The sequence below is a fragment of the Streptomyces sp. NPDC037410 genome (assembly GCF_055602235.1).
Genome location: NZ_JBVJWR010000022.1, coordinates 26,823 through 45,046, shown reverse-complemented (window position 1 = coordinate 45,046; position 18,224 = coordinate 26,823). Strand labels below are relative to the sequence as shown.

Sequence of the window (18,224 nt, the reverse complement as noted above, 5' to 3'; positions counted from 1 at the left end):
CTCGGGGGGTGGGCATGATGCCGACGGGGACGTGGTGGTTCATCGGGGCGGCCTGCGGCGAACTGCTGCTCGCCGCCCTGCTGTTGAGGAGCGGCGGAACCCGCAGCGCGGAGGGCGGGACGGCCGCGTTGCCGCCGCCCCAGGCGCTCGCGCTGCTGCGCGGCGGGCGCCGGGCGGCCGTCACCGTGGCGCTCGTGGCCCTGCACCAGCGCGGGGCCGTCGCCGCGGGCCGTAAACGTACGATTCGGGCCAACGGCGGACCGGGCCGCACCCGTGACCCCGTGCAGCTCGGAGTGCACGGGGCCCTGCACCGGGCCCTCGCACTGCGGAGGCTCGCGCAGCGCCCCGAGGCCCGGCGGGCCGTGGACGCGTTGCGCGGCGAGCTGCGCGGGGCGGGACTGCTGCGGCCGCTCGCGCGGCTCTGGACGGCCAGGGTGCTGTTGGGGTGCGTGCCGCTGACCGCGCTGGCGGGCCCGTTCGTGACCGGGGCCTCCGGGGCGGGCCTCGCCCGGGCGCTCGCGGCCGGGGTCCCGCCGGTCCTCGTGGCGGTGGCGCTGCTGCGGCTGCCGGACACGACGGCGGCGGCGCGGCGGCTGCTCACCGGTCTGCGGGAGCGGTATCCGCTGCCGGCGCACCGGCGCGAGGTGACGGACGGGTGGCTCGTCCAGTTGTACGTGGCGCTGTACGGCGATCCGGCCCTGGCCCTGTTCCTGCCGCGGTTCTCGCGCGACGGCGGGCTGCTCGACCGTCCCCGGGAGGACGACGGCGGCGGCACCGGCGGTCGGCCCCCCGCCGAAGGTGCTCCGGGTACGTACGGCCTTCCCCCGGCAAGCGGTGCTCCCGGTGCGTACGACCGACCACCGCCCGACGGCGGTCCGGGTGCGGGCGGCGCCCCCTGCTGAGCCCGCGCCATACTGTCCTATGCGCATCAGAGCGGCCGCTCCGGCCGAACTCCCGCTGCTCCAGGACATCGAACGCGCGGCGGGCGAGCCCTTCCGTTCCCTCGGCATGGCGGCGATCGCCGACGACGACCCGCTGCCCCTGGACGTCCTGGAGACGTACCGGCGTGCGGGCCGGGCGTGGGTCGCGGTGGACGCCGCCGACCGCCCGGTCGCGTACCTGCTGACCGACACGGTCGACGGCGCCGCCCACATCGAGCAGGTGTCGGTGCATCCGGACGCCGCCCGCCGGGGCGTCGGCCGGGCGCTGATCGAGCACCTGGCGGCGGCCGCCAGGGAGCAGGGCATGGCGGCCCTGACCCTGACGACCTTCACCGAGGTCCCGTGGAACGCCCCGTACTACACCCGCCTCGGCTTCCGCCCGCTCGACGACTCCGACCCGGCGCTCACGGAGGGCCTGCGCGCGATCAGCCGCGCCGAGGCGGCCCACGGCCTGTCGCTCTGGCCGCGCGTCTGCATGCGCCGGGAGGTGGTCTAGGAGCCGCCGGGAAGCGACCGGAAGCGAGGAGAACCGCTAGGAGCCGTACCTCTGCCTCAGCTCCACCTTCCGTACCTTCCCGCTCACCGTCATCGGGAACTCGGTGAGGATCTCCACCCTGCGCGGGATCTTGTAGTGGGCCAGCCGGTCGCGGCAGAAGGCGGTGATCTCGTCCAGGGTGGGCGGGGCGGCGGGGTCGCGCGGGATCACGCAGGCCAGGATCTCCTCGCCGTACCGCTCGTCGGGGACGCCGACGACCTGGACGTCCGCGATCTTGGGGTGTCCGTAGAGGAACTCCTCGATCTCTCGCGGGTACACGTTCTCCCCGCCCCGGATGATCATGTCCTTGATGCGGCCGACGATCTGCACGTAGCCGTCGTCCCGCATGACCGCGAGGTCCCCGGTGTGCATCCAGCGGCCCGCGTCGATCGCCTCCGCGGTCTTCTCCGGCTCGTCCCAGTAGCCGAGCATCACGCTGTAGCCGCGGGTGCACAGCTCGCCCGCCGTGCCGCGCCCGGCGGTCAGCCCGGTCGCCGGGTCGACGACCTTGACCTCGACGTGCGGCATGACCCGGCCGACGGTGCCGGTGCGGCGCTCCAGGTCGTCGTCGCGGCGGGTCTGGGTGGAGACGGGAGAGGTCTCGGTCATGCCGTAACAGATCGACACCTCCGCCATGTTCATCTCGGCGACGACCCGCTTCATCACCTCGACCGGGCACGGCGAGCCCGCCATGATCCCGGTGCGGAGCGTGGAGAGGTCGTACGAGGCGAAGTCGGGCAGGTTGAGCTCGGCGATGAACATCGTCGGCACCCCGTAGAGGGAGGTGCAGCGCTCCTCCTGGACCGCCCGGAGGGTGGCCGCCGGGTCGAAGGAGGCGGCCGGGATGACCATGCAGGCGCCGTGCGAGGTGGCCGCGAGGTTGCCCATGACCATGCCGAAACAGTGATAGAACGGGACAGGAATGCAGATTCTGTCCTGCTCGCTGTAGGCGATCATCTCGCCGACGAAGTAGCCGTTGTTGAGGATGTTGTGGTGGGAGAGTGTGGCGCCCTTCGGGAAGCCCGTCGTCCCCGAGGTGTACTGGATGTTGACGGGCTCGTCGCAGGAGAGCCGCTCCGGGCGGAGCTCCCCGGGCGTCCGGGCGAGCAGCTCGTCCCAGCTCGGGTCGCCGAAGTAGACGGCCTCGCGCAACTCCGGGCACGCGCCGCGCACTTGCTCGACCATCGCCCGGTAGTCGCTCGTCTTGTGGGTGAGCGTGGCGAAGAGCAGGGAGATGCCGGCCTGCTTGAGCACGTACTCCAACTCGTGTGCGCGGTAGGCCGGGTTGATGTTCACCATGATGGCGCCGATGCGGGCGGTGGCGTACTGGACGAGCACCCACTCGGCGCAGTTCACCGCCCAGATCCCGACCCGGTCGCCCTTGCGGACCCCGCTGCCGAGCAGCGCGGACGCCAACCGGTCGACGTCCGCGCCGAATTCGGCGTACGTCCAGCGGCGCCCGGTGGGGACGTCGACGAGGGCCTCGCGGTCGGGCCAGGCGGCGACGGCACGGTCGAGGTTGGCGCCGATGGTGTCGCCGAGGAGCGGCGTCTCCGACACGCCGTGTGCGTACGAGATCGTCATCGCAGGTCCCCTTCCACGTACTCCTGGCCGCCGCCCTCCGCCGTCAGCCGGCGCAGTTCGACGCGCCGGATCTTGCCGGAGACGGTCTTGGGCAGGTCGGCGAACTCGATGCGGCGGACGCGCTTGTACGGGGCGAGGACCGCGCGCGAGTGCGCGAACAGGACCTTCGCGGTCTCCTCGGTCGGCTCCCAGCCGGCCGCGAGGACGATGTACGCCTTGGGGACGGCGAGCCGCAGCGGGTCGGGGGCGGGGACGATGGCCGCCTCGGCGACGGCCTCGTGCTCCAGGAGCGCGCTCTCCAGCTCGAAGGGGGAGATCTTGTAGTCGCTCGCCTTGAACACGTCGTCGGCGCGCCCGATGTACGTGATGTAGCCGTCGGCGTCGCGGGAGCCGATGTCGCCGGTGCGGTAGTAGCCGCCGGCCATCGCCTCCGCCGTACGCTCCGGGTCGCCGTGGTAGCCGGTCATCAGGCCCACCGGGTCGGCGGCGAGGTCGAGGGAGATCTCGCCCTCCTCGACGTCCGGCGTACCGCTGACCGGGTCGACGAGGGTGACCCGGAAGCCGGGGCTCGGGCGGCCCATGGAGCCTTCCTTGAGCCGTTGCCCGGGGCTGTTGGAGACCTGGACGGCGGTCTCGGTCTGGCCGAAGCCGTCCCGGATGGTGACGCCCCAGGCGCGCCGCACGGACTCGATGACCTCGGGGTTGAGGGGTTCGCCGGCGGCGACGACCTCGCGCGGCGGGGTCTTCAGCTGGCCGAGGTCGGCCTGGATCAGCATCCGCCACACGGTCGGCGGGGCGCAGAAGCTGGTGACGCCGTTGCGCTCCATCTCGTCCATGAGCCGGGCCGGGTCGAAGCGGGTGTAGTTGTGGATGAAGACGGTCGCCTCGGCGTTCCACGGCGCGAAGAGGTTGGACCAGGCGTGCTTGGCCCAGCCCGGCGAGGAGATGTTGAGGTGCACGTCGCCGGGCTTGAGGCCGATCCAGTACATCGTCGAGAGGTGCCCGACGGGGTACGAGACGTGGGTGTGCTCGACGAGCTTGGGACGGGCGGTGGTGCCGGAGGTGAAGTACAGCATGAGGGTGTCGTCGGCGAGGGTGACGCCGTCGGGCTCGAAGACGTCCGACTCCTGGTCGGCGAGCTCGTACCCCAGCCAGTTCGCCCCGTCGCCGCCGACCGAGATCCGGGTGTAGTCCCCGGGGACGTCGTCGAACTTGGCGGTGTCCTCGGCGCGCACGATGACGTGCCGGGCGCGGCCCCGGTCGACGCGGTCGCGCAGGTCGGCGGGGCCGAGGAGCGGGGTGGCAGGGATGAGGACGGCGCGCAGCTTCATCGCGGCGAGCACGGTCTCCCACAGTTCGACCTGGTTGCCGAGCATCAGGATGATCCGGTCGCCGGCGCGCACGCCCCGGGCCCGGAGCCAGTTCGCGACCCGGTTCGAGCGGGCGGACATCTCGGCGAAACCCACCCGCGTCTCGGAGCCGTCCTCCTCGACGATGTGCAGCGCGGTCCGGTCGTTGTCCCGTGCGATGACGTCGAACCATTCGAGCGCCCAGTTGAAACGGTCGGGCCGGGGCCAGGCGAAGCCCTCGTAGGCCGTCTCGTAGTCCTCGCGATGCTGCAGCAGGAAGTCCCGGGCGGCCCGGAACCTCTCCGTGGCGCCGGTCGCGCTCGTGGGCGTCATGTGTCCTCCTCATTGCGGGACCTGTCCCGGACATCGTGTAATCGGTGACCCAGGTCTCACTACCCCCGTTCGGGGGTGAAGGAGTGTTTCCGTGCCCGAGATGGTGGAAGCGGTGGAGTTGCGTACGGCGCTGCTGCGGCTGAAGCGCGCCAGCGGGCTGCCCGTGGTCTTCGGCGGGCTGCTCCATGAGGGGGCGACGGGCCGCACGATGCGGATCGCCCAGCTGAGCGGGGCGGTGACGCCCGCGCTGCGGGGCCTGGCGATCTCGGCGGGTTCCGGCCTGGGCGGGAAGTGCCTGGCGCTGTCGCGGCCGTGCGCGGTCACGGACTACCCGTCGTCGCGGCACATCACCCACGAGTACGACGCCCCGGTCTCGGCGGAGGGCCTGCGCTCGGTGATCGCCGTCCCCGTCGTCGTACGGCGCAAGGTGCGCGGCGTGCTGTACGGGGCGCTGCGGGAGTCCCTCCCGATCGGCGAGCGGGTCTTCGACGCGGCGATGGCGGCGGCGCGTGACGTCGAGCAGGCCCTCGCGGTACGGGACGAGGTCCGGCAGCTGCTCGCGCCGCCGGCGCCCGGCCCGTCCTGGGAGGAGGTCCGCCAGGCGTACGGGGAGCTGCGGGAGCTCGCGCCGCGGGTCCTGGACCCGGAGCTGCGGGCGCGGCTCCTCGCGGTGTGCGGCCGCCTGGAGACGGCCGCCTCCGCCCCGTCGCGGGTGCCGGGCGTGGCCCTCACCCCCCGCGAGACGGACGTCCTCGCGGCGGTCGCCTCCGGCGCGACGAACGCGACGGCGGCGGAGCGCCTGGGCCTGCGCCCGGAGACGGTGAAGGGCTACCTCCGCTCGGCGATGCGCAAGCTGGGCGCCCACACCCGCTTGGAGGCGGTGGTGGCGGCCAGGCGGGCGGGGGCACTGCCGTAGTTTCGGCTGTCAGACGATGTTTCGGCCGTCAGACGATGTCGTACGGGGTGCCGGGAGGCGTCGTCAGCCGGAGGATGCGCTCCGCCTCGGCCTCGAGGGCGGTCCCGGTCGCGCGGGGCAGGGGTGCGAAGGGTTCGAGCGTGAGGGTCGTGCGGTCCTTCGCCTCGTCGAGGCGCCAGATGCCGGCGAGGAAGCCGTCGACGAGGAACGTGCGGTGGGCCTGGTTGCCGGTCCAGGTGCGGCCGTGGTGCTCGGCGGGGATGACGCGGGTGCGGTCGGCGTGCGAGAGGAGCAGGTTGTCGAACTCGGGCAGGAGGCGGGGCGGCGCCGGGGTGTCCGCGTCGGGGCGGGGCGCGTCGGGGAGGTCGAAGAGCTCGGTGCCCCGCTCGTCCTGGAAGACGAGGAGCTCGGGCCGCAGCCGTTCGAAGGCGGGGCGCAGTCGCGTCAGACCGCACCAGGTCTGCATGTCCTTGACGGACGCGGGGCCGAAGGCGCCGAGGTAGCGCCGTACGGTCTCGTCGAGGTCGGCGGCCTCGTCCTCCTCGCCGTCGAACCACGCCCGGGTGGTGGTGAGCGCGACCTGGCCGCTGCGGCCCCACAGGCCGCGCGGGGTGACCTGCACCATCAGGAGCAGGCAGCGGGCGGCGATGGTCAGCGCCGGCGGGTCGGCCTCCGGCCACTCCTGGAGGAGGTGCTCCCGCAGCGCCTTGGGAGTGCGGGGCCGTTCCTCGACGTACGCGGTGGCGAGGGCGGTGAGCCGGTCGAGGTCGACGCCGTCGAGCCCCTTGCGGAACATCTGCAGTTCCCGGTCGATGGCCCCGGCCTGGACGAGCCGGCGCAGGCCGACGGCGTCGCGGGCGGTGTGGGTGTGGACGGTGGACCGGAGGGAGACGATACGGGCGACCCGCCGGGACTCCATCAGGGCGGACAGGTCCTCGGGCCGGAAGCCGTCGAGGCGGGCGGCGAGCGCGTAGTACGGGGGCTTGGTGTTCTGGGCCTGGAGGCCGACCAGGTGGGCGACGGCCTCCTCGACGCCGAGCGGGGCGGGGCGCAGGAGGAGCTGCCGGTCGAGGGTGGCGCGGTTCAGGGCGCGGCGGCCGAGCACGGGGTGGGTCGTCTTGAGGGCCATGACCGGCACGCTACCGATGATCGAGGACAGTTCCTGTCCTATATGAGCCGACGGCTTGGCTCCACATCTCGGGGCCACGGCGATTCACCCCATATATCCTGCTCTCGGCCACAGACCGAGGAGGAGGTGAGCCACGATGTCCGACCGCCGCCCCCGCGCCGCCTGGCGCCGCCACCCCGAACCGCCGCCCGAGGCCTCGTCCGGACGGCCGCCCTCGGTGGAACCGAGCGTGGTGCAGTCGACGCTCTACCGGGACGGCCGCCGGGTCTCCTCCCCCACCACCCTCGCCGACACCTTCCGCCAGCTGCGCCGGCACCCCGACGGCATGGCCTGGATCGGCCTGCAGCGCCCGACCGAGGAGGAACTCCTCTCCCTGGCCGCCGAGTTCGACCTGCACGAGCTGGCCGTCGAGGACGCGATGGAAGCCCATCAGCGCCCGAAGCTGGAGCGGTACGGCGACACGCTCTTCGTCGTCCTGCGCGCCGCCCGCTACCTCGACGCCCCGGAGGAGGTCGACTTCGGCGAGCTCCACGTGTTCGTGGGCCCCGACTTCCTCATCACGGTCCGGCACGGCGCCGCCCCGGACCTCTCGGCCGTCCGCCACCGCATGGAGGAGAACCCGGACCTGCTCGCCCTGGGCCCCGAGGCGGTCCTGTACGCGATCCTCGACGCGGTGGTCGACGGTTACGCCCCGGTGGTGGCGGGCGTCCAGAACGACATCGACGAGATCGAGACGGAGGTCTTCGGCGGCGACCCGGCGGTCTCCCGCCGCATCTACGAACTCTCGCGCGAGATGGTCGAGTTCCAGCGCGCCACCCGCCCCCTGGTGGGCATGCTCCACGCCCTGATGGCCGGCTTCGCCAAGTACGGCACGGACGAGGAGCTCCAGCGCTACCTCCGCGACGTCGCCGACCACGTCACCCACACCAGCGAGCGCGTCGACGGCTTCCGCCAGGCCCTGACGGACATCCTCACGGTCAACGCGACCCTGGTCACCCAACAGCAGAACGCCGAGATGCGCGCCCTGGCGGAAGCCGGCTTCGAACAGAACGAGGAGATCAAGAAGATCTCCGCCTGGGCCGCGATCCTCTTCGCGCCCACCCTCGTCGGGACCATCTACGGGATGAACTTCGACACCATGCCGGAGCTGCACTGGGTGGGCGGGTATCCGTTCGCGATCCTGCTGATGGCGGTGGTCTGCACGAGCCTGTACGTGGTCTTCAAGCGGCGGGACTGGCTCTAGGAGCGGTCGGCGCCCGTGCGGTGTCCGGATCTGACAGAGCATGGTCATCGCGCACGGCGTCCGGCGTCGGGTCGGCGTCGAGTGCGGCGGCGGCCTGGACCGCCAGGTCGACGGCGACGAGCCGCGCCTCCAGGGACGGCCCCGTCCCGGGCGCGGGGGTCATCACGTAACGGCCCCGGCAGCGCCCGTGGACGACGGCGGGCAGTTCGATCTCCTCGTACGGCCACCCCTGCCGTTCGAGGTCCCAGATCCAGCCGGGCACGGTCACGCTGCCGTCCGGCTCCAGGCGGGCCGACCCTCCGGTGGAGTCCCCGTGCACGAAGCGGCACGCCCGGAGGTCCAGTACGTCGACCAGTTCCCGCCGCACCCGCTGGACGACCTCGTCGGCCTCGGTACTGTGCCGGGCCAGGCGCGTGATGCCGTGCAGCCGCTCCAGGTGCGAGGCGTCCGCGAGCGCGGCGCGGCCCAGGGTCCGGCCGCGAGCGGCGAGCTGCGACACGATCAGGCCGACGGCGAGGAGCAGGACCGCCGTCTCGACATCGGCCCGGTCCTGGATGTGGAAGCTCTGGTACGGCTCGGTGTGGAAGAAATCGAACCACGCGGCGGCCGAGAGGGCCGCGAGCGCCCCGGCGAGCCGGTTCCCGAGCGCGGAGACCGCCACGACCACGACGACGAGCAGCAGCGCGAGGTTCGTGTGGGTGACGCTCGCGCGGAGCGGCAGCAGGACGAGAGCCGTGAGGAACGGCCCGAGGAGACCGGCGAGGACCGCGAACGTGTCACGGACCGAGGACGTCGAGAGCGGCGGGAACGTCATGACACACCTCGCAGAAGCCGGCGGCGGACCCCTGCGTCCAGAGTCCGCCCGGCGAGGTGCCGGGGGTGTCGGACCGAGGGGTCCTTGACGGATCCCTGATGAGACGGATCGCCGTCGGATACGGGGATCACGGCCGCCGCCCGGGTCCTGCGCACGCCCGCGGGTGTGAGGGATCCGACGCCCCCACCGGGGATCTTGACGCTTCCCTGACGCCTACGGGCGGGCCGACGCGCCCCGGCGTGCTTACGCTGACTCGGCCATCCGTGCGATGGCCGGAAACCTTCACCCGAACAGCTCAGGAGCACCCATGGCCACCACGACCGATACGCGCATGCGCAGTGGGCGCTTGCGCGCGTGGATGCTGGAGGGGCTCTCCGACATGGGGAAGGGCAAGCCCTCCCGGCCCAAGGAACCGGCCGCCGATGCAGGGCACAAGGGCCAGCGCTGGTGGCGGGTGATGTGCCTGACCGGCGTCGACTACTTCTCGACCCTCGGCTACCAGCCCGGCATCGCGGCCCTCGCCGCCGGGCTCCTCTCCCCCGTCGCGACCATCGTCCTGGTGATCGTCACCCTGGCCGGTGCGCTGCCCGTGTACCGGCGGGTGGCGGAGGAGAGCCCGCGCGGTGAGGGCTCGATCGCGATGCTGGCGCGGCTGCTGTCGTTCTGGAAGGGCAAGCTGTTCGTCCTGACGCTGCTCGGCTTCGCGGCGACCGACTTCCTCATCACGATCACCCTGTCGGCGGCGGACGCCTCCACCCACCTGGTGGAGAACCCGCACCTGGAGTCCGCGCTGCACGACAAGCAGGTGCTGATCACCATGATCCTCGTCGCGCTGCTCGGCGCGGTGTTCCTGAAGGGCTTCCTGGAGGCCATCGGCGTCGCCGTCGCCCTGGTCGGCGTCTATCTCGCCCTGAACGCCGTCGTCGTGGTCAACGGGCTGTGGCACGTCCTCACCGAGGGCCACGTCGTCACCGACTGGACGACCGCGCTGACCGCCGAGCACGGAAACGTCTTCGCCATGATCGGCGTGGCCCTGGTCGTCTTCCCCAAGCTGGCGCTCGGCCTGTCCGGCTTCGAGACCGGTGTGGCGGTCATGCCGCACGTCCAGGGCGATCCGGACGACACCGAGGCCAAGCCCACCGGGCGTATCCGGGACACCAAGAAGCTGCTCACCACCGCGGCGCTGATCATGAGCGTCTTCCTGATCTGCACCAGCTTCATCACCACCGTGCTCATCCCGGCGAAGGAGTTCGAGTCCGGCGGCAAGGCCAACGGCCGCGCCCTCGCTTACCTCGCCCACGAGTACCTGGGCAACACCTTCGGCACCGTCTACGACGTCTCCACCATCGCGATCCTCTGGTTCGCGGGCGCCTCCGCCATGGCCGGACTGCTCAACCTCATGCCGCGCTACCTGCCGAAGTACGGCATGGCCCCGCACTGGGCCCGCGCGGTGCGCCCCATGGTCATCGTCTTCACCCTCGTCGCCTTCCTCGTGACCTGGATCTTCGACGCCGACGTCGACGCCCAGGGCGGCGCGTACGCCACTGGTGTCCTCGTCCTGATCTCCTCCGCGGCCATCGCCGTGACCATCGCCGCCCGCAAGGCGGGGCAGAAGGGCTGGACGATCGGCTTCGGCGTGATCTCGGTGGTCTTCCTCTACACGACCGTCGTCAACGTCATCGAGCGCCCCGACGGCGTCAAGATCGGTGCCTGTTTCATCGCCGGCATCATCCTCATCTCGCTCCTGTCCCGCCTCGGCCGCGCCTTCGAACTCCGCGTCACCCACATCGAGCTCGACGACATGGCCGAACGCTTCATCCAGGACATCTCCCGCCGCACCCCCCGCTTCATCGCCAACGAACCGGGCGACCGCGACGCCGACGAGTACCGGGCCAAGAAGGACCAGATCCGCGCCGACAACGACATCCCCGGCGCGGAGGACTTCGTCTTCGTCGAGGTCACGGTCACCGACCCGTCCGAGTTCGAGTCCGGTCTGACCGTCAAGGGCGAGGTCCTCCACGACCGCTTCCGGGTCCTGACCGTGGAGTCCTCCTCCGTTCCCAACGCCCTCGCGGCCCTGCTCCTCCACGCCCGCGACCTGACCGGCGTCCGCCCGCACATCTACTTCGAGTGGACCGAGGGCAACCCCTTCGCCAACTTCTTCCGCTTCTTCCTCCTCGGCCGCGGCGAAGTCGCCCCCACCACCCGCGAGATCCTGCGCGAGGCCGAACCCGACCGCGACCGGCGCCCGCGCGTCCACGTGGGCTAGTTAGGCGCCGGTGCGGCCGAAGAGGCGGCCGCCCAGGTCCACCCCCGTGACGCGTCCGTCGGCGTCGCGCGTGAAGAAGCCGCGCTGGCCCGCGAGGGTGCCCTCCGTGAGGACGTAATCGTCGCCGTCGCCGGGCAGGAAGCCCATGGCGGCGGGGGCGATGTCCGGCGGCATGTCCGCCTCCGAGGCCTGGCGGAGCTCCGGCTTGATCTCCACGGCGAGGGTGAGCCGCGCCCCGTCGGTGACGATGTCGAGGTTCATGGCGTCGATCTCGTAGCGCCCGACGACCTCACGGGCACGGGCCTCTTCGTACGGCACGGGCTCCGGGTCCTTCTCGGCCAGGCCGAGGAAGTGCGCGAAGGCGGCTCGTACGACGGCCTGGTTGAAGAGGTAGCCCTCCTCGCTGTTGGCGAGGGACACGACGGCGAAGTCGTGCCTGGGCGCGAGGTGCAGCTCGGCGTACTGCCCGTTGCCTGATCCGCCGTGGCCGATGGTGCGGACGCCTGGACGGCACCGCCGCGCACGGGTACGGCGCGGCCCCCGACCGCACCTTCGCGTTCGGCCTGGACGCGATCCTCGACGGCTTCGAGGCACGGCTGACGCAGACGACCTAGCCGGGGGCTGGGCGGCGCGGTGGACGGTCCGTCGTCCAGGACCTGACGGCCTCCGGCGCTCCTGGCGGGATCTTGGCGCTCGTACGCCCGATCTCGGCACGCGTACGCCCGCTCCTCACGTGTTCCTGACGCGCGCGTACGGCGTGCCGGCGGAGCGGGCGCCTCAGGCCAGGAGCCGCCGCAGGTCCACGACGGCCGGGGCGCCGTCGACCGTGCCGTCGGCGTGGCGGTAGATCCGGCAGGACAGGCTCGGTACGGAGCCCGGCGCGGCGAACGGGTCGGTGCCGTCGAGCAGGAGCGTGGGCGAGCCGGTCATCCCGTGCCGGACGGCCTCGTCCGCGTCCGTCACCTCGATCCACTCGACGGGCACGGTCCGGCCCTGGAGCGCTTCGGTGATCCGCTCGCCGACCAGTCGGGTGTTCGGGCAGTCGGGCACGGTCAGCACCGTGATGTGGGTCGTCCCGGAGCGGCTCATGACGTCCTCCCTCGTTCCATGGACCCACCTCGACCTCGCGCGGGCAAGCGGGGCGCGGTGCCGCGGGGGGCGGGCGTGTGTGGGCCAGTATGGCGTCCTCGAGAAGGTGGACGAGAAGGTGGAGAGGAAGGAGCGGCGGGCCATGGGTGACCTCCTGCTGATCCGTCACGGTGAGACGGAGTGGAGTGCCGCCGGGCGGCACACCGGACGGACCGATCTGCCGCTCACCGCGGAGGGTGAGGCACAGGCGCGGTCGCTCGCGCCGTACTTCTCGGGCCGGTCGTTCGCGTTCGTGCTCACCAGTCCGCTGCGGCGGGCCCGGAGCACGGCCGAGCTGGCCGGGCTGCGGGGCGCGGAGACGGACGAGGACCTGTGCGAGTGGGACTACGGCGGGTACGAGGGGCTGACCACCGCCCGCATCCAGGAGGCCCGGCCTGACTGGTCGCTGTGGCGCGACGGCGTGCCTCCGCGTCCCGACGGGCGCCCGGGTGAGTCCGCCGGGGACGTGGGGCGGCGGGCCGACCGGGTCCTGGCCCGTGTCGCGCCCCTCCTCGCGGGCTCAGGGGAGGACGGGGTGGTGGTGGCGCACGCGCATCTGCTGCGGGTCCTCACCGCCCGGTACCTGGGCCTGCCGGCGGCCGACGGGCGGCTGTTCCTCCTGACGACGGCGACGGTCGGGCGGCTTTCGACGGAGCACGGGCTGCCGGTGGTCGCGGGCTGGAACCAGCGGCCGTTCGCCGCGTCCTGAACCTCGCGGCCGGGAGCCTCCTCCTGGTCACCCGGGGCCGCTCTTCCCCCTCCTGATCTCCGGAGCCGCTCTTCCCGCTCCTGATCTCCTCGGCCGTTCACCTCCTCCTGGTCTCCGGAGCCGTCAGATGCTGTCCAGGGCGGAGACGAGGCTGGCGACCGTGATGGTGTTGAACACGAACGCGATGCACGAGTTGGCCGCGACGGTCCGGCGCATCTCCCGGGACGTCACGTTGACGTCGGTCGTGCCGAAGGTGGCCATGACCGAGAGGGCGAAGTACACGTAGTCGGCCCAGACCGGGTTCTCCTCGCCCGGGAACTCCAGGGCCTGCTGGTCCTCCACGAGGTCGTCGGCCTGGAACGCGACCGCGAAGGACACGGCGACGCAGACCCAGGCGAGAGCGACCAGGACGAGCGCCACCACGGCCCGTGCGACCGGTTCGAGCTCGGTGCCGATGTGCCCGGGCCGCCACACCACGGCCACCGCGAGCGCGGCGGCCGAGATGAGGATCGACACCCCCGGCCCGGGCGCCGTGCCGTACACGTACCGCTGGAGCACCGTGCCCCGCGATTCGCGGCCGGCCCAGGCGCGGACCCGTTCCGGGGACGCCGTGGAGAAGGCGACCAGCGTCAGCATGAGGTACGGGAAGAGGTACGTGAGCAGCAGCAGCACGCAGACGTCCGCCCCGGAGATGTCGGCCCCGCTGCGGTCGAGGACGAGCAGGATCATCGCCGTGGCCGCGGCGATGATCCCGCTGACCGCCCCTCTGCGGCGTTCGGAGAGCCACCGGTTCCGGCGCCGCCGGGAGTCCGGTTCGGGTTCCGTCACGGAGAGGCCCCGGCCGGCCGTTCCGGGCGGCCGGACGCGAGATCGAGGATCCGGCGCCAGCGCACGGCCGGCACCGGTGGGGGGACCCCCGGGCGGTCGCGGGGTACGAGGACGCGCAGGGCGCCGGGGCGCAGGGTGCACACGACCGGGGTCGGCATCCGCAGCGCCTCGCCGTCGACCGCCACGGGGATCTCCTCCATCTCGGAGTCCACCTCGACGCGGTGTGCGGTCAGGACGGTGAGGCCGGTGGACTGCGAGCCCCGTACGGCCAGGTCGGCGGCCTGGGCCGCGTCCTCCACCCTGATCCCGAGCACCCCCAGCTCGCCGTCGTCGAGGCTGGGCCGGCGGCCGGCTCCGCTGAGCTCGTCGGGCGAGACGTACGGGTTGTTGCTGACGAGCAGGGCCTGCTGGGACGAGAGCGCCGTGCCGTCGACGCGCGCGTCGAGCCGCCGCACGCCCTCGCCGAGCAGCAGGTCCGGCATGACGGTGAGGATCGTGCCCGCCTTGGCGTCGCGGTACTCGGGGCGCTGGACGACGTCCGCGTACACCCCGAAGGAGACGGTGTTCACGAAGGGCCGGCCGGCGACGTCGCCGAGGTCGATCCGGAGCTCCTCGCCGTCGGTCAGCGCGTCCAGGCAGCGGGACGGGTCGGTACGGTCGAGGCCCAGGTCCATCGCGAAGTGGTTGCGGGTGCCGGCCGACACGACCAGGAACGGCAGGTCGTGCTCGGCGGCGACCGCCGCGACGAGGGCCTGGGTGCCGTCGCCGCCCGCGACGCCGAGCAGGTCGGCGCCCTCGGCCACGGCCCCGCGGGCCAGTTCGGCGACGTCGGCGTGGACGGACGGGTCGAGCAGGATCACCCGGGCGCCGAGCGCCTCAGCCCGCTCGACGAGTCCGAAGCGGCCGACCTTCCCGCCCCCGGACTTCGGGTTCATGATCAGGACCGGTCGTCTCGGCGGGCGCGCCGCCACCACCGCCCGTTTCGACCGCTTCGGGCGCGATCTGCGCAGCGCCTCCCGCGCGCAGGCCAGGGCCGCGGCCCAGCACAGGACGAGGAACAGCGCCAGCAGCCACACACCCTCGTACGCGAAGAGGACGATGACGCCCGCGGGTGCGGCGACCGCGAGGAGCGCCCCGAAGAGGCGCGTCACGCCGCGGTGTGCCACGAACCACCAGATGCCGGCGGCGCAGAGGACGAGGCCGAGGAATCCCGCCCCGACCACGACCAGGCCGCCGTCCCCCACCGCGAGGAGGAGCACGACCAGTGAACCGACGGCCGCGAGCAGGGCCAGTCGGGCCAGCAGCCGCGCGGCGGGACTCCCTGCGGGGCCTGACCCGTCCATGCCGTCCTCTCCCCTGCCGTCTGCGACCACGAGGCCGGGCGACCGCCGAGGCCGGGCGACCGCCGAAGCCCGGCGACCACCGAGGCCGGGCGACCACCGAAGCCCGGTGCCCCTCAGGCGGCCGGGCCCCTGGGCCGCGGCGCGGCCCCTGCGGTCCCGTGCCTGGTCCGGGGTACCAGCCTGACCGCTCCTCGCGCCGACGGCATCCGGGCGCGGCCGTTCGGGCGCCCCGGGGACGCACGCGCGCGCGTGCCCCGGGGAGCCGGCCGGTCGTCAGGCGCGGCAGCGCAGGAGCTCGAAGGGCGGGTTGGCGAGGCAGTCCGCCCAGAAGTCCGCGCCGAACTCGCGGACGCCGGCCTCGGACACCTCAAGGGGCACCCAGGTCAGCTCGCCGAAACCGGCCGCCCGCAGGGACCCCTCGTAGACCTCGCGGCGCGGACAGGCGCCGACGAACGAGACCGGCGGGTCGAGCAGCGCCGTGATCCGGACGCGCGGCCCGGTCTCGATCTCCTCGCCGGTCGCCTCGCAGAGGAAGCCGTACTTCGCGAGGGACGGCCCGTCGAAGCGGTAGTCGGGCTTCTGGGCGAGCACGAAGAACTCGCCACCGGGCCTCAGGCTGCGGTGCACATTGCGGCACATCCGCTCCATGGCCGCGATGTCCGGGGCATAGTTGAGGAGCTGGACGCCCAGCGCGAGGTCGAAGGGCTCGTCGAGGTCGCGCAGCTCGGTCACGTCGCCCACCTCGTAGCGCACGCCCAGCGGCTCGCTCTCCTCGAACGCCCGTGCGGCGGCGACCATCTCGCCGGAGATGTCGATGCCGAGCACCTCGGAGGCGCCGCGCCGCCTGAGCTCCCTGCTGTAGAAGCCGGTGCCGGAGGCGAGGTCGAGCACCGACCTGCCCTGAACGTCGCCGACCATGCCCAGGAAGCTGGGCACCTCCCCGTACTTCGTCAGCGGCAGGGACTTGAACCCCTCGAACGCCTCACCGATCTCGTCGTACAGTTGCACGCTCATCGCGCTGCCCTCCCCGTGCTCGGTCGTGCCCCAGATGATCAGTCGCGCCTCGGCAGTCTCGCCGGGCGGCCGCGGAACCCCGTACTGGCGGATCCCACGAAGTCCGGGACCCCGCGTCGGCCGCCCGTACGGGAGGGCGTACGGTTCCGTCGGCCGTCCGTCGGCCGACGGGGATTCCGGATCTCTTCCGCGGATTCCTGTTATCGGGCCCGCTCCCGGTGATCTCCCCTCATGTTGGCGGTCGACGACAGCGGGAACAGGCAGGGTGATTCGAGGCATGGGCGCACAGCACGGTACGGAACTGGTCAGGGCGGCACAGAGCGGCGACCCGCGGGCGCAGGACCGGCTCATCGCGCTCCACCTGCCCCTCGTGTACAACATCGTGGGCCGGGCGATGAACGGGCACCACGACGTCGACGACGTCGTGCAGGAGACGATGCTGCGGGCGCTCGCCGGGCTCGGCGACCTGCGGTCCCCGGACAGTTTCCGGTCCTGGCTGGTCGCCATCACCATGAACGGCGTCCGCAGCCACTGGCACCGGCAGCAGCAGGCGGGCTTCCCCGCGGGCGGCCTCGACGACGCCCGCGAGATCCCGCAGCCGGGGTCCGATTTCGTCGAGCTGGCCGTGGTCCGGCTCAACCTGTCCGGCCAGCGGCGCGAGACCGCCGAGGCGACCCGCTGGCTGGAGCCGGACGACCGGGACCTGCTGTCCCTGTGGTGGCTGGAGTGCGCCGGCGAGCTGAGCCGCCATGAGGTGGCGGCGGCACTTGAGCTGTCCCCGCAGCACACCGCGGTGCGGGTCCAGCGGATGAAGGAACGCCTTGAGACCGCGCGGGTCGTCGTGCGGGCACTGTCGCAGAACCCGCCCTGCGAGACGCTGCGGTACGAGACCGGCACCTGGGACGGCCATCCGTCCGCCCTGTGGCGCAAGCGCATCGCCCGGCACGCGCGCGCGTGCGCGTACTGCGCCGGGCTGTGGAGCGGGCTCGTACCGGCGGAGGGCCTCCTCGCCGGACTCCTCCTGGTGCCCCCGGCCGCGCTGCTCCTCGCGAACGTCCGCGAGCGGGCCGGCTTCGGGACGACCGGCTACGGGACGACCGGGGCCGAGACGGCCGGCTTTGAAACGGCCGGTTTCGAAACGGCGGCGGCCACGACCGCGCCGCTCGCCACCCCTCTCGCCTCGCCCCACCCCAGGGAAGGAGCCGGGTCCGGCCCGGGTGGAGCGTCCGCCGGTCGCGGCGCCCGGAGCACCCGTGCCACCCGCCGTCGACGCCGGCAGCGGCGGGGCCGCAGGCGCGCCGTCGTCGCCGCGGGCATAGCCGTGGTGACGGTCGCCGGGGGCGCCTTCCTCCTGACCACCGGCCCCGAGAAGGGCACGGAGACCAGGGACACGACCCTCGCCACGACGACCGGCGCCGGTCTGCCCAGTCCGCAGGAGACGACTTCGGCCCCGGTGACGGCCTCCTCCTCGGCCACCCCTTCGCCGTCGCCGTCGAAGACCCCCCGCAAGACCCCCAGGCCCTCGCGCCCCACGCCGACCGCCTCCCGCACCTCGCCGCCGGCACCGCCCCGCCCGACGCGTACCACCCCGTCCGCGACCGCACCCGCGCCCCGGCCCACCGGCACGGGCGGTGACTCCGGTTCCGGTTCCGGTTCCACCGCGCAGCAGGTGATCAGTCTGGTGAACGAGGAGCGCGCCAAGGCGGGCTGCGGGCCGCTGACCGAGAACTCCCTGCTCACCAAGGCCGCCCAGGGGCACTCGGACGACATGGCCGCGCGGAACTTCTTCGACCACACCAACCCCGACGGCGACGGCCCCGGCGAACGGATCACGGCCGCCGGGTACGCGTGGTCGTCGTACGGCGAGAACATCGCGAAGGGCCAGACCACCCCGGCGCAGGTGATGGACTCGTGGATGAACAGCCCCGGCCACCGGGCGAACATCCTGAACTGCGGCTTCAAGGAGATCGGCATCGGGATCCACAATTCCGGCGGCCCCTACTGGACGCAGGCATTCGGCAGCCGCTGAGGCCGACAGGGGGATCTTGGCGCTTCCCTGAGGCGTGACCCCGGATACGGGGCATAGGTG

At 72.7% G+C, this 18,224-nt stretch carries 16 protein-coding genes; 7 read left to right on the top strand and 9 right to left on the bottom strand.

What is annotated here, in order from left to right:
• The first annotated feature begins 14 nt into the window (after positions 1 to 14).
• On the top strand, positions 15 to 902 hold the full coding sequence (locus ACZ7HT_RS29870; RefSeq protein ID WP_471171702.1) for a TIGR04222 domain-containing membrane protein: 888 nt from the start codon (positions 15 to 17) through the stop codon (positions 900 to 902).
• Between the two features lie 19 nt (positions 903 to 921).
• Positions 922 to 1,437, top strand: a complete 516-nt coding sequence (locus ACZ7HT_RS29865; RefSeq protein WP_471171571.1) for a GNAT family N-acetyltransferase — start codon at positions 922 to 924, stop codon at positions 1,435 to 1,437.
• A 36-nt stretch (positions 1,438 to 1,473) separates the two neighbouring features.
• On the opposite strand, the gene ACZ7HT_RS29860 is transcribed toward ACZ7HT_RS29865, so the two are convergent.
• Together ACZ7HT_RS29860 and ACZ7HT_RS29855 are read right to left on the bottom strand one after the other, a co-directional pair.
• The gene (locus tag ACZ7HT_RS29860) at positions 1,474 to 3,060 is read right to left on the bottom strand and encodes an AMP-binding protein (protein ID WP_471171569.1); all 1,587 of its coding nucleotides are present in this window, start codon (positions 3,058 to 3,060) and stop codon (positions 1,474 to 1,476) included.
• Positions 3,057 to 4,742, bottom strand: coding sequence for an AMP-binding protein (locus tag ACZ7HT_RS29855; protein WP_471171567.1), 1,686 nt, complete (start codon positions 4,740 to 4,742; stop codon positions 3,057 to 3,059). The genes ACZ7HT_RS29860 and ACZ7HT_RS29855 overlap by 4 nt, the downstream gene beginning before the upstream one ends.
• A 91-nt stretch (positions 4,743 to 4,833) precedes the next feature.
• On the opposite strand from ACZ7HT_RS29855, the gene ACZ7HT_RS29850 reads away from it, so the two are divergent.
• Positions 4,834 to 5,658 (top strand): helix-turn-helix transcriptional regulator, encoded by an 825-nt coding sequence (locus ACZ7HT_RS29850; RefSeq protein ID WP_471171565.1) that lies wholly within the window; start codon positions 4,834 to 4,836, stop codon positions 5,656 to 5,658.
• A 28-nt stretch (positions 5,659 to 5,686) separates the two neighbouring features.
• Here ACZ7HT_RS29850 and ACZ7HT_RS29845 read toward each other — a convergent pair whose 3' ends face one another.
• Entirely contained in the window at positions 5,687 to 6,787 is a 1,101-nt protein-coding gene (locus ACZ7HT_RS29845) for a winged helix DNA-binding domain-containing protein (protein ID WP_471171563.1), read from the bottom strand.
• Positions 6,788 to 6,923: 136 nt separating this feature from the next.
• Here ACZ7HT_RS29845 and ACZ7HT_RS29840 point away from each other — a divergent pair, with 136 nt between their 5' ends.
• The gene (locus ACZ7HT_RS29840) at positions 6,924 to 8,030 is read left to right on the top strand and encodes a magnesium and cobalt transport protein CorA (RefSeq protein ID WP_471171562.1); all 1,107 of its coding nucleotides are present in this window, start codon (positions 6,924 to 6,926) and stop codon (positions 8,028 to 8,030) included.
• Here ACZ7HT_RS29840 and ACZ7HT_RS29835 read toward each other — a convergent pair.
• Positions 8,008 to 8,844, bottom strand: a complete 837-nt coding sequence (locus tag ACZ7HT_RS29835) for a DUF4118 domain-containing protein (RefSeq protein ID WP_471171560.1) — start codon at positions 8,842 to 8,844, stop codon at positions 8,008 to 8,010. The genes ACZ7HT_RS29840 and ACZ7HT_RS29835 overlap by 23 nt on opposite strands.
• Positions 8,845 to 9,151: 307 nt before the next feature.
• Between ACZ7HT_RS29835 and ACZ7HT_RS29830 the strand changes: the two genes are divergently transcribed.
• A complete protein-coding gene (locus ACZ7HT_RS29830; RefSeq protein ID WP_471171558.1) occupies positions 9,152 to 11,113 on the top strand; it encodes an APC family permease in 1,962 nt (653 codons plus the stop codon).
• Here the strand turns inward: ACZ7HT_RS29830 and ACZ7HT_RS29825 are convergent, their stop codons facing one another.
• Complete coding sequence (locus ACZ7HT_RS29825; RefSeq protein WP_471171556.1) at positions 11,114 to 11,533, bottom strand: hypothetical protein; 420 nt, start codon at positions 11,531 to 11,533, stop codon at positions 11,114 to 11,116.
• A 357-nt stretch (positions 11,534 to 11,890) separates the two neighbouring features.
• Positions 11,891 to 12,202, bottom strand: coding sequence for a thioredoxin family protein (locus tag ACZ7HT_RS29820; RefSeq protein WP_471171554.1), 312 nt, complete (start codon positions 12,200 to 12,202; stop codon positions 11,891 to 11,893).
• Between the two features lie 142 nt (positions 12,203 to 12,344).
• Here ACZ7HT_RS29820 and ACZ7HT_RS29815 point away from each other — a divergent pair, with 142 nt between their 5' ends.
• Positions 12,345 to 12,950, top strand: coding sequence for a histidine phosphatase family protein (locus ACZ7HT_RS29815; protein WP_471171552.1), 606 nt, complete (start codon positions 12,345 to 12,347; stop codon positions 12,948 to 12,950).
• A 123-nt stretch (positions 12,951 to 13,073) separates the two neighbouring features.
• On the opposite strand, the gene ACZ7HT_RS29810 is transcribed toward ACZ7HT_RS29815, so the two are convergent.
• The 3 genes from ACZ7HT_RS29810 to ACZ7HT_RS29800 all read right to left on the bottom strand — a co-directional run bounded on the left by ACZ7HT_RS29810 (position 13,074) and on the right by ACZ7HT_RS29800 (position 16,135).
• Positions 13,074 to 13,679, bottom strand: a complete 606-nt coding sequence (locus ACZ7HT_RS29810; RefSeq protein WP_471171701.1) for a DUF1345 domain-containing protein — start codon at positions 13,677 to 13,679, stop codon at positions 13,074 to 13,076.
• A 95-nt stretch (positions 13,680 to 13,774) separates the two neighbouring features.
• Positions 13,775 to 15,121, bottom strand: a complete 1,347-nt coding sequence (locus ACZ7HT_RS29805; protein ID WP_471171550.1) for a diacylglycerol/lipid kinase family protein — start codon at positions 15,119 to 15,121, stop codon at positions 13,775 to 13,777.
• A 273-nt stretch (positions 15,122 to 15,394) separates the two neighbouring features.
• Positions 15,395 to 16,135, bottom strand: coding sequence for a class I SAM-dependent methyltransferase (locus ACZ7HT_RS29800; RefSeq protein ID WP_471171548.1), 741 nt, complete (start codon positions 16,133 to 16,135; stop codon positions 15,395 to 15,397).
• A 277-nt stretch (positions 16,136 to 16,412) separates the two neighbouring features.
• Between ACZ7HT_RS29800 and ACZ7HT_RS29795 the strand changes: the two genes are divergently transcribed.
• On the top strand, positions 16,413 to 18,164 hold the full coding sequence (locus tag ACZ7HT_RS29795; RefSeq protein WP_471171546.1) for a sigma-70 family RNA polymerase sigma factor: 1,752 nt from the start codon (positions 16,413 to 16,415) through the stop codon (positions 18,162 to 18,164).
• The last annotated feature ends 60 nt before the right edge of the window (positions 18,165 to 18,224 follow it).

Excerpts from the sequence above, each read along its gene's own strand:
- ACZ7HT_RS29870 (WP_471171702.1), top strand. The coding sequence starts at position 15 with ATGATGCCGACGGGGACGTGGTGGTTCATCGGGGCGGCCTGCGGCGAA.
- ACZ7HT_RS29865 (WP_471171571.1), top strand. The coding sequence starts at position 922 with ATGCGCATCAGAGCGGCCGCTCCGGCCGAACTCCCGCTGCTCCAGGAC.
- ACZ7HT_RS29860 (WP_471171569.1), bottom strand. The coding sequence starts at position 3,060 with ATGACGATCTCGTACGCACACGGCGTGTCGGAGACGCCGCTCCTCGGC.
- ACZ7HT_RS29855 (WP_471171567.1), bottom strand. The coding sequence starts at position 4,742 with ATGACGCCCACGAGCGCGACCGGCGCCACGGAGAGGTTCCGGGCCGCC.
- ACZ7HT_RS29845 (WP_471171563.1), bottom strand. The coding sequence starts at position 6,787 with ATGGCCCTCAAGACGACCCACCCCGTGCTCGGCCGCCGCGCCCTGAAC.
- ACZ7HT_RS29840 (WP_471171562.1), top strand. The coding sequence starts at position 6,924 with ATGTCCGACCGCCGCCCCCGCGCCGCCTGGCGCCGCCACCCCGAACCG.
- ACZ7HT_RS29835 (WP_471171560.1), bottom strand. The coding sequence starts at position 8,844 with ATGACGTTCCCGCCGCTCTCGACGTCCTCGGTCCGTGACACGTTCGCG.
- ACZ7HT_RS29830 (WP_471171558.1), top strand. The coding sequence starts at position 9,152 with ATGGCCACCACGACCGATACGCGCATGCGCAGTGGGCGCTTGCGCGCG.
- ACZ7HT_RS29820 (WP_471171554.1), bottom strand. The coding sequence starts at position 12,202 with ATGAGCCGCTCCGGGACGACCCACATCACGGTGCTGACCGTGCCCGAC.
- ACZ7HT_RS29815 (WP_471171552.1), top strand. The coding sequence starts at position 12,345 with ATGGGTGACCTCCTGCTGATCCGTCACGGTGAGACGGAGTGGAGTGCC.
- ACZ7HT_RS29810 (WP_471171701.1), bottom strand. The coding sequence starts at position 13,679 with ATGATCCTGCTCGTCCTCGACCGCAGCGGGGCCGACATCTCCGGGGCG.
- ACZ7HT_RS29805 (WP_471171550.1), bottom strand. The coding sequence starts at position 15,121 with ATGGACGGGTCAGGCCCCGCAGGGAGTCCCGCCGCGCGGCTGCTGGCC.
- ACZ7HT_RS29800 (WP_471171548.1), bottom strand. The coding sequence starts at position 16,135 with ATGAGCGTGCAACTGTACGACGAGATCGGTGAGGCGTTCGAGGGGTTC.
- ACZ7HT_RS29795 (WP_471171546.1), top strand. The coding sequence starts at position 16,413 with ATGGGCGCACAGCACGGTACGGAACTGGTCAGGGCGGCACAGAGCGGC.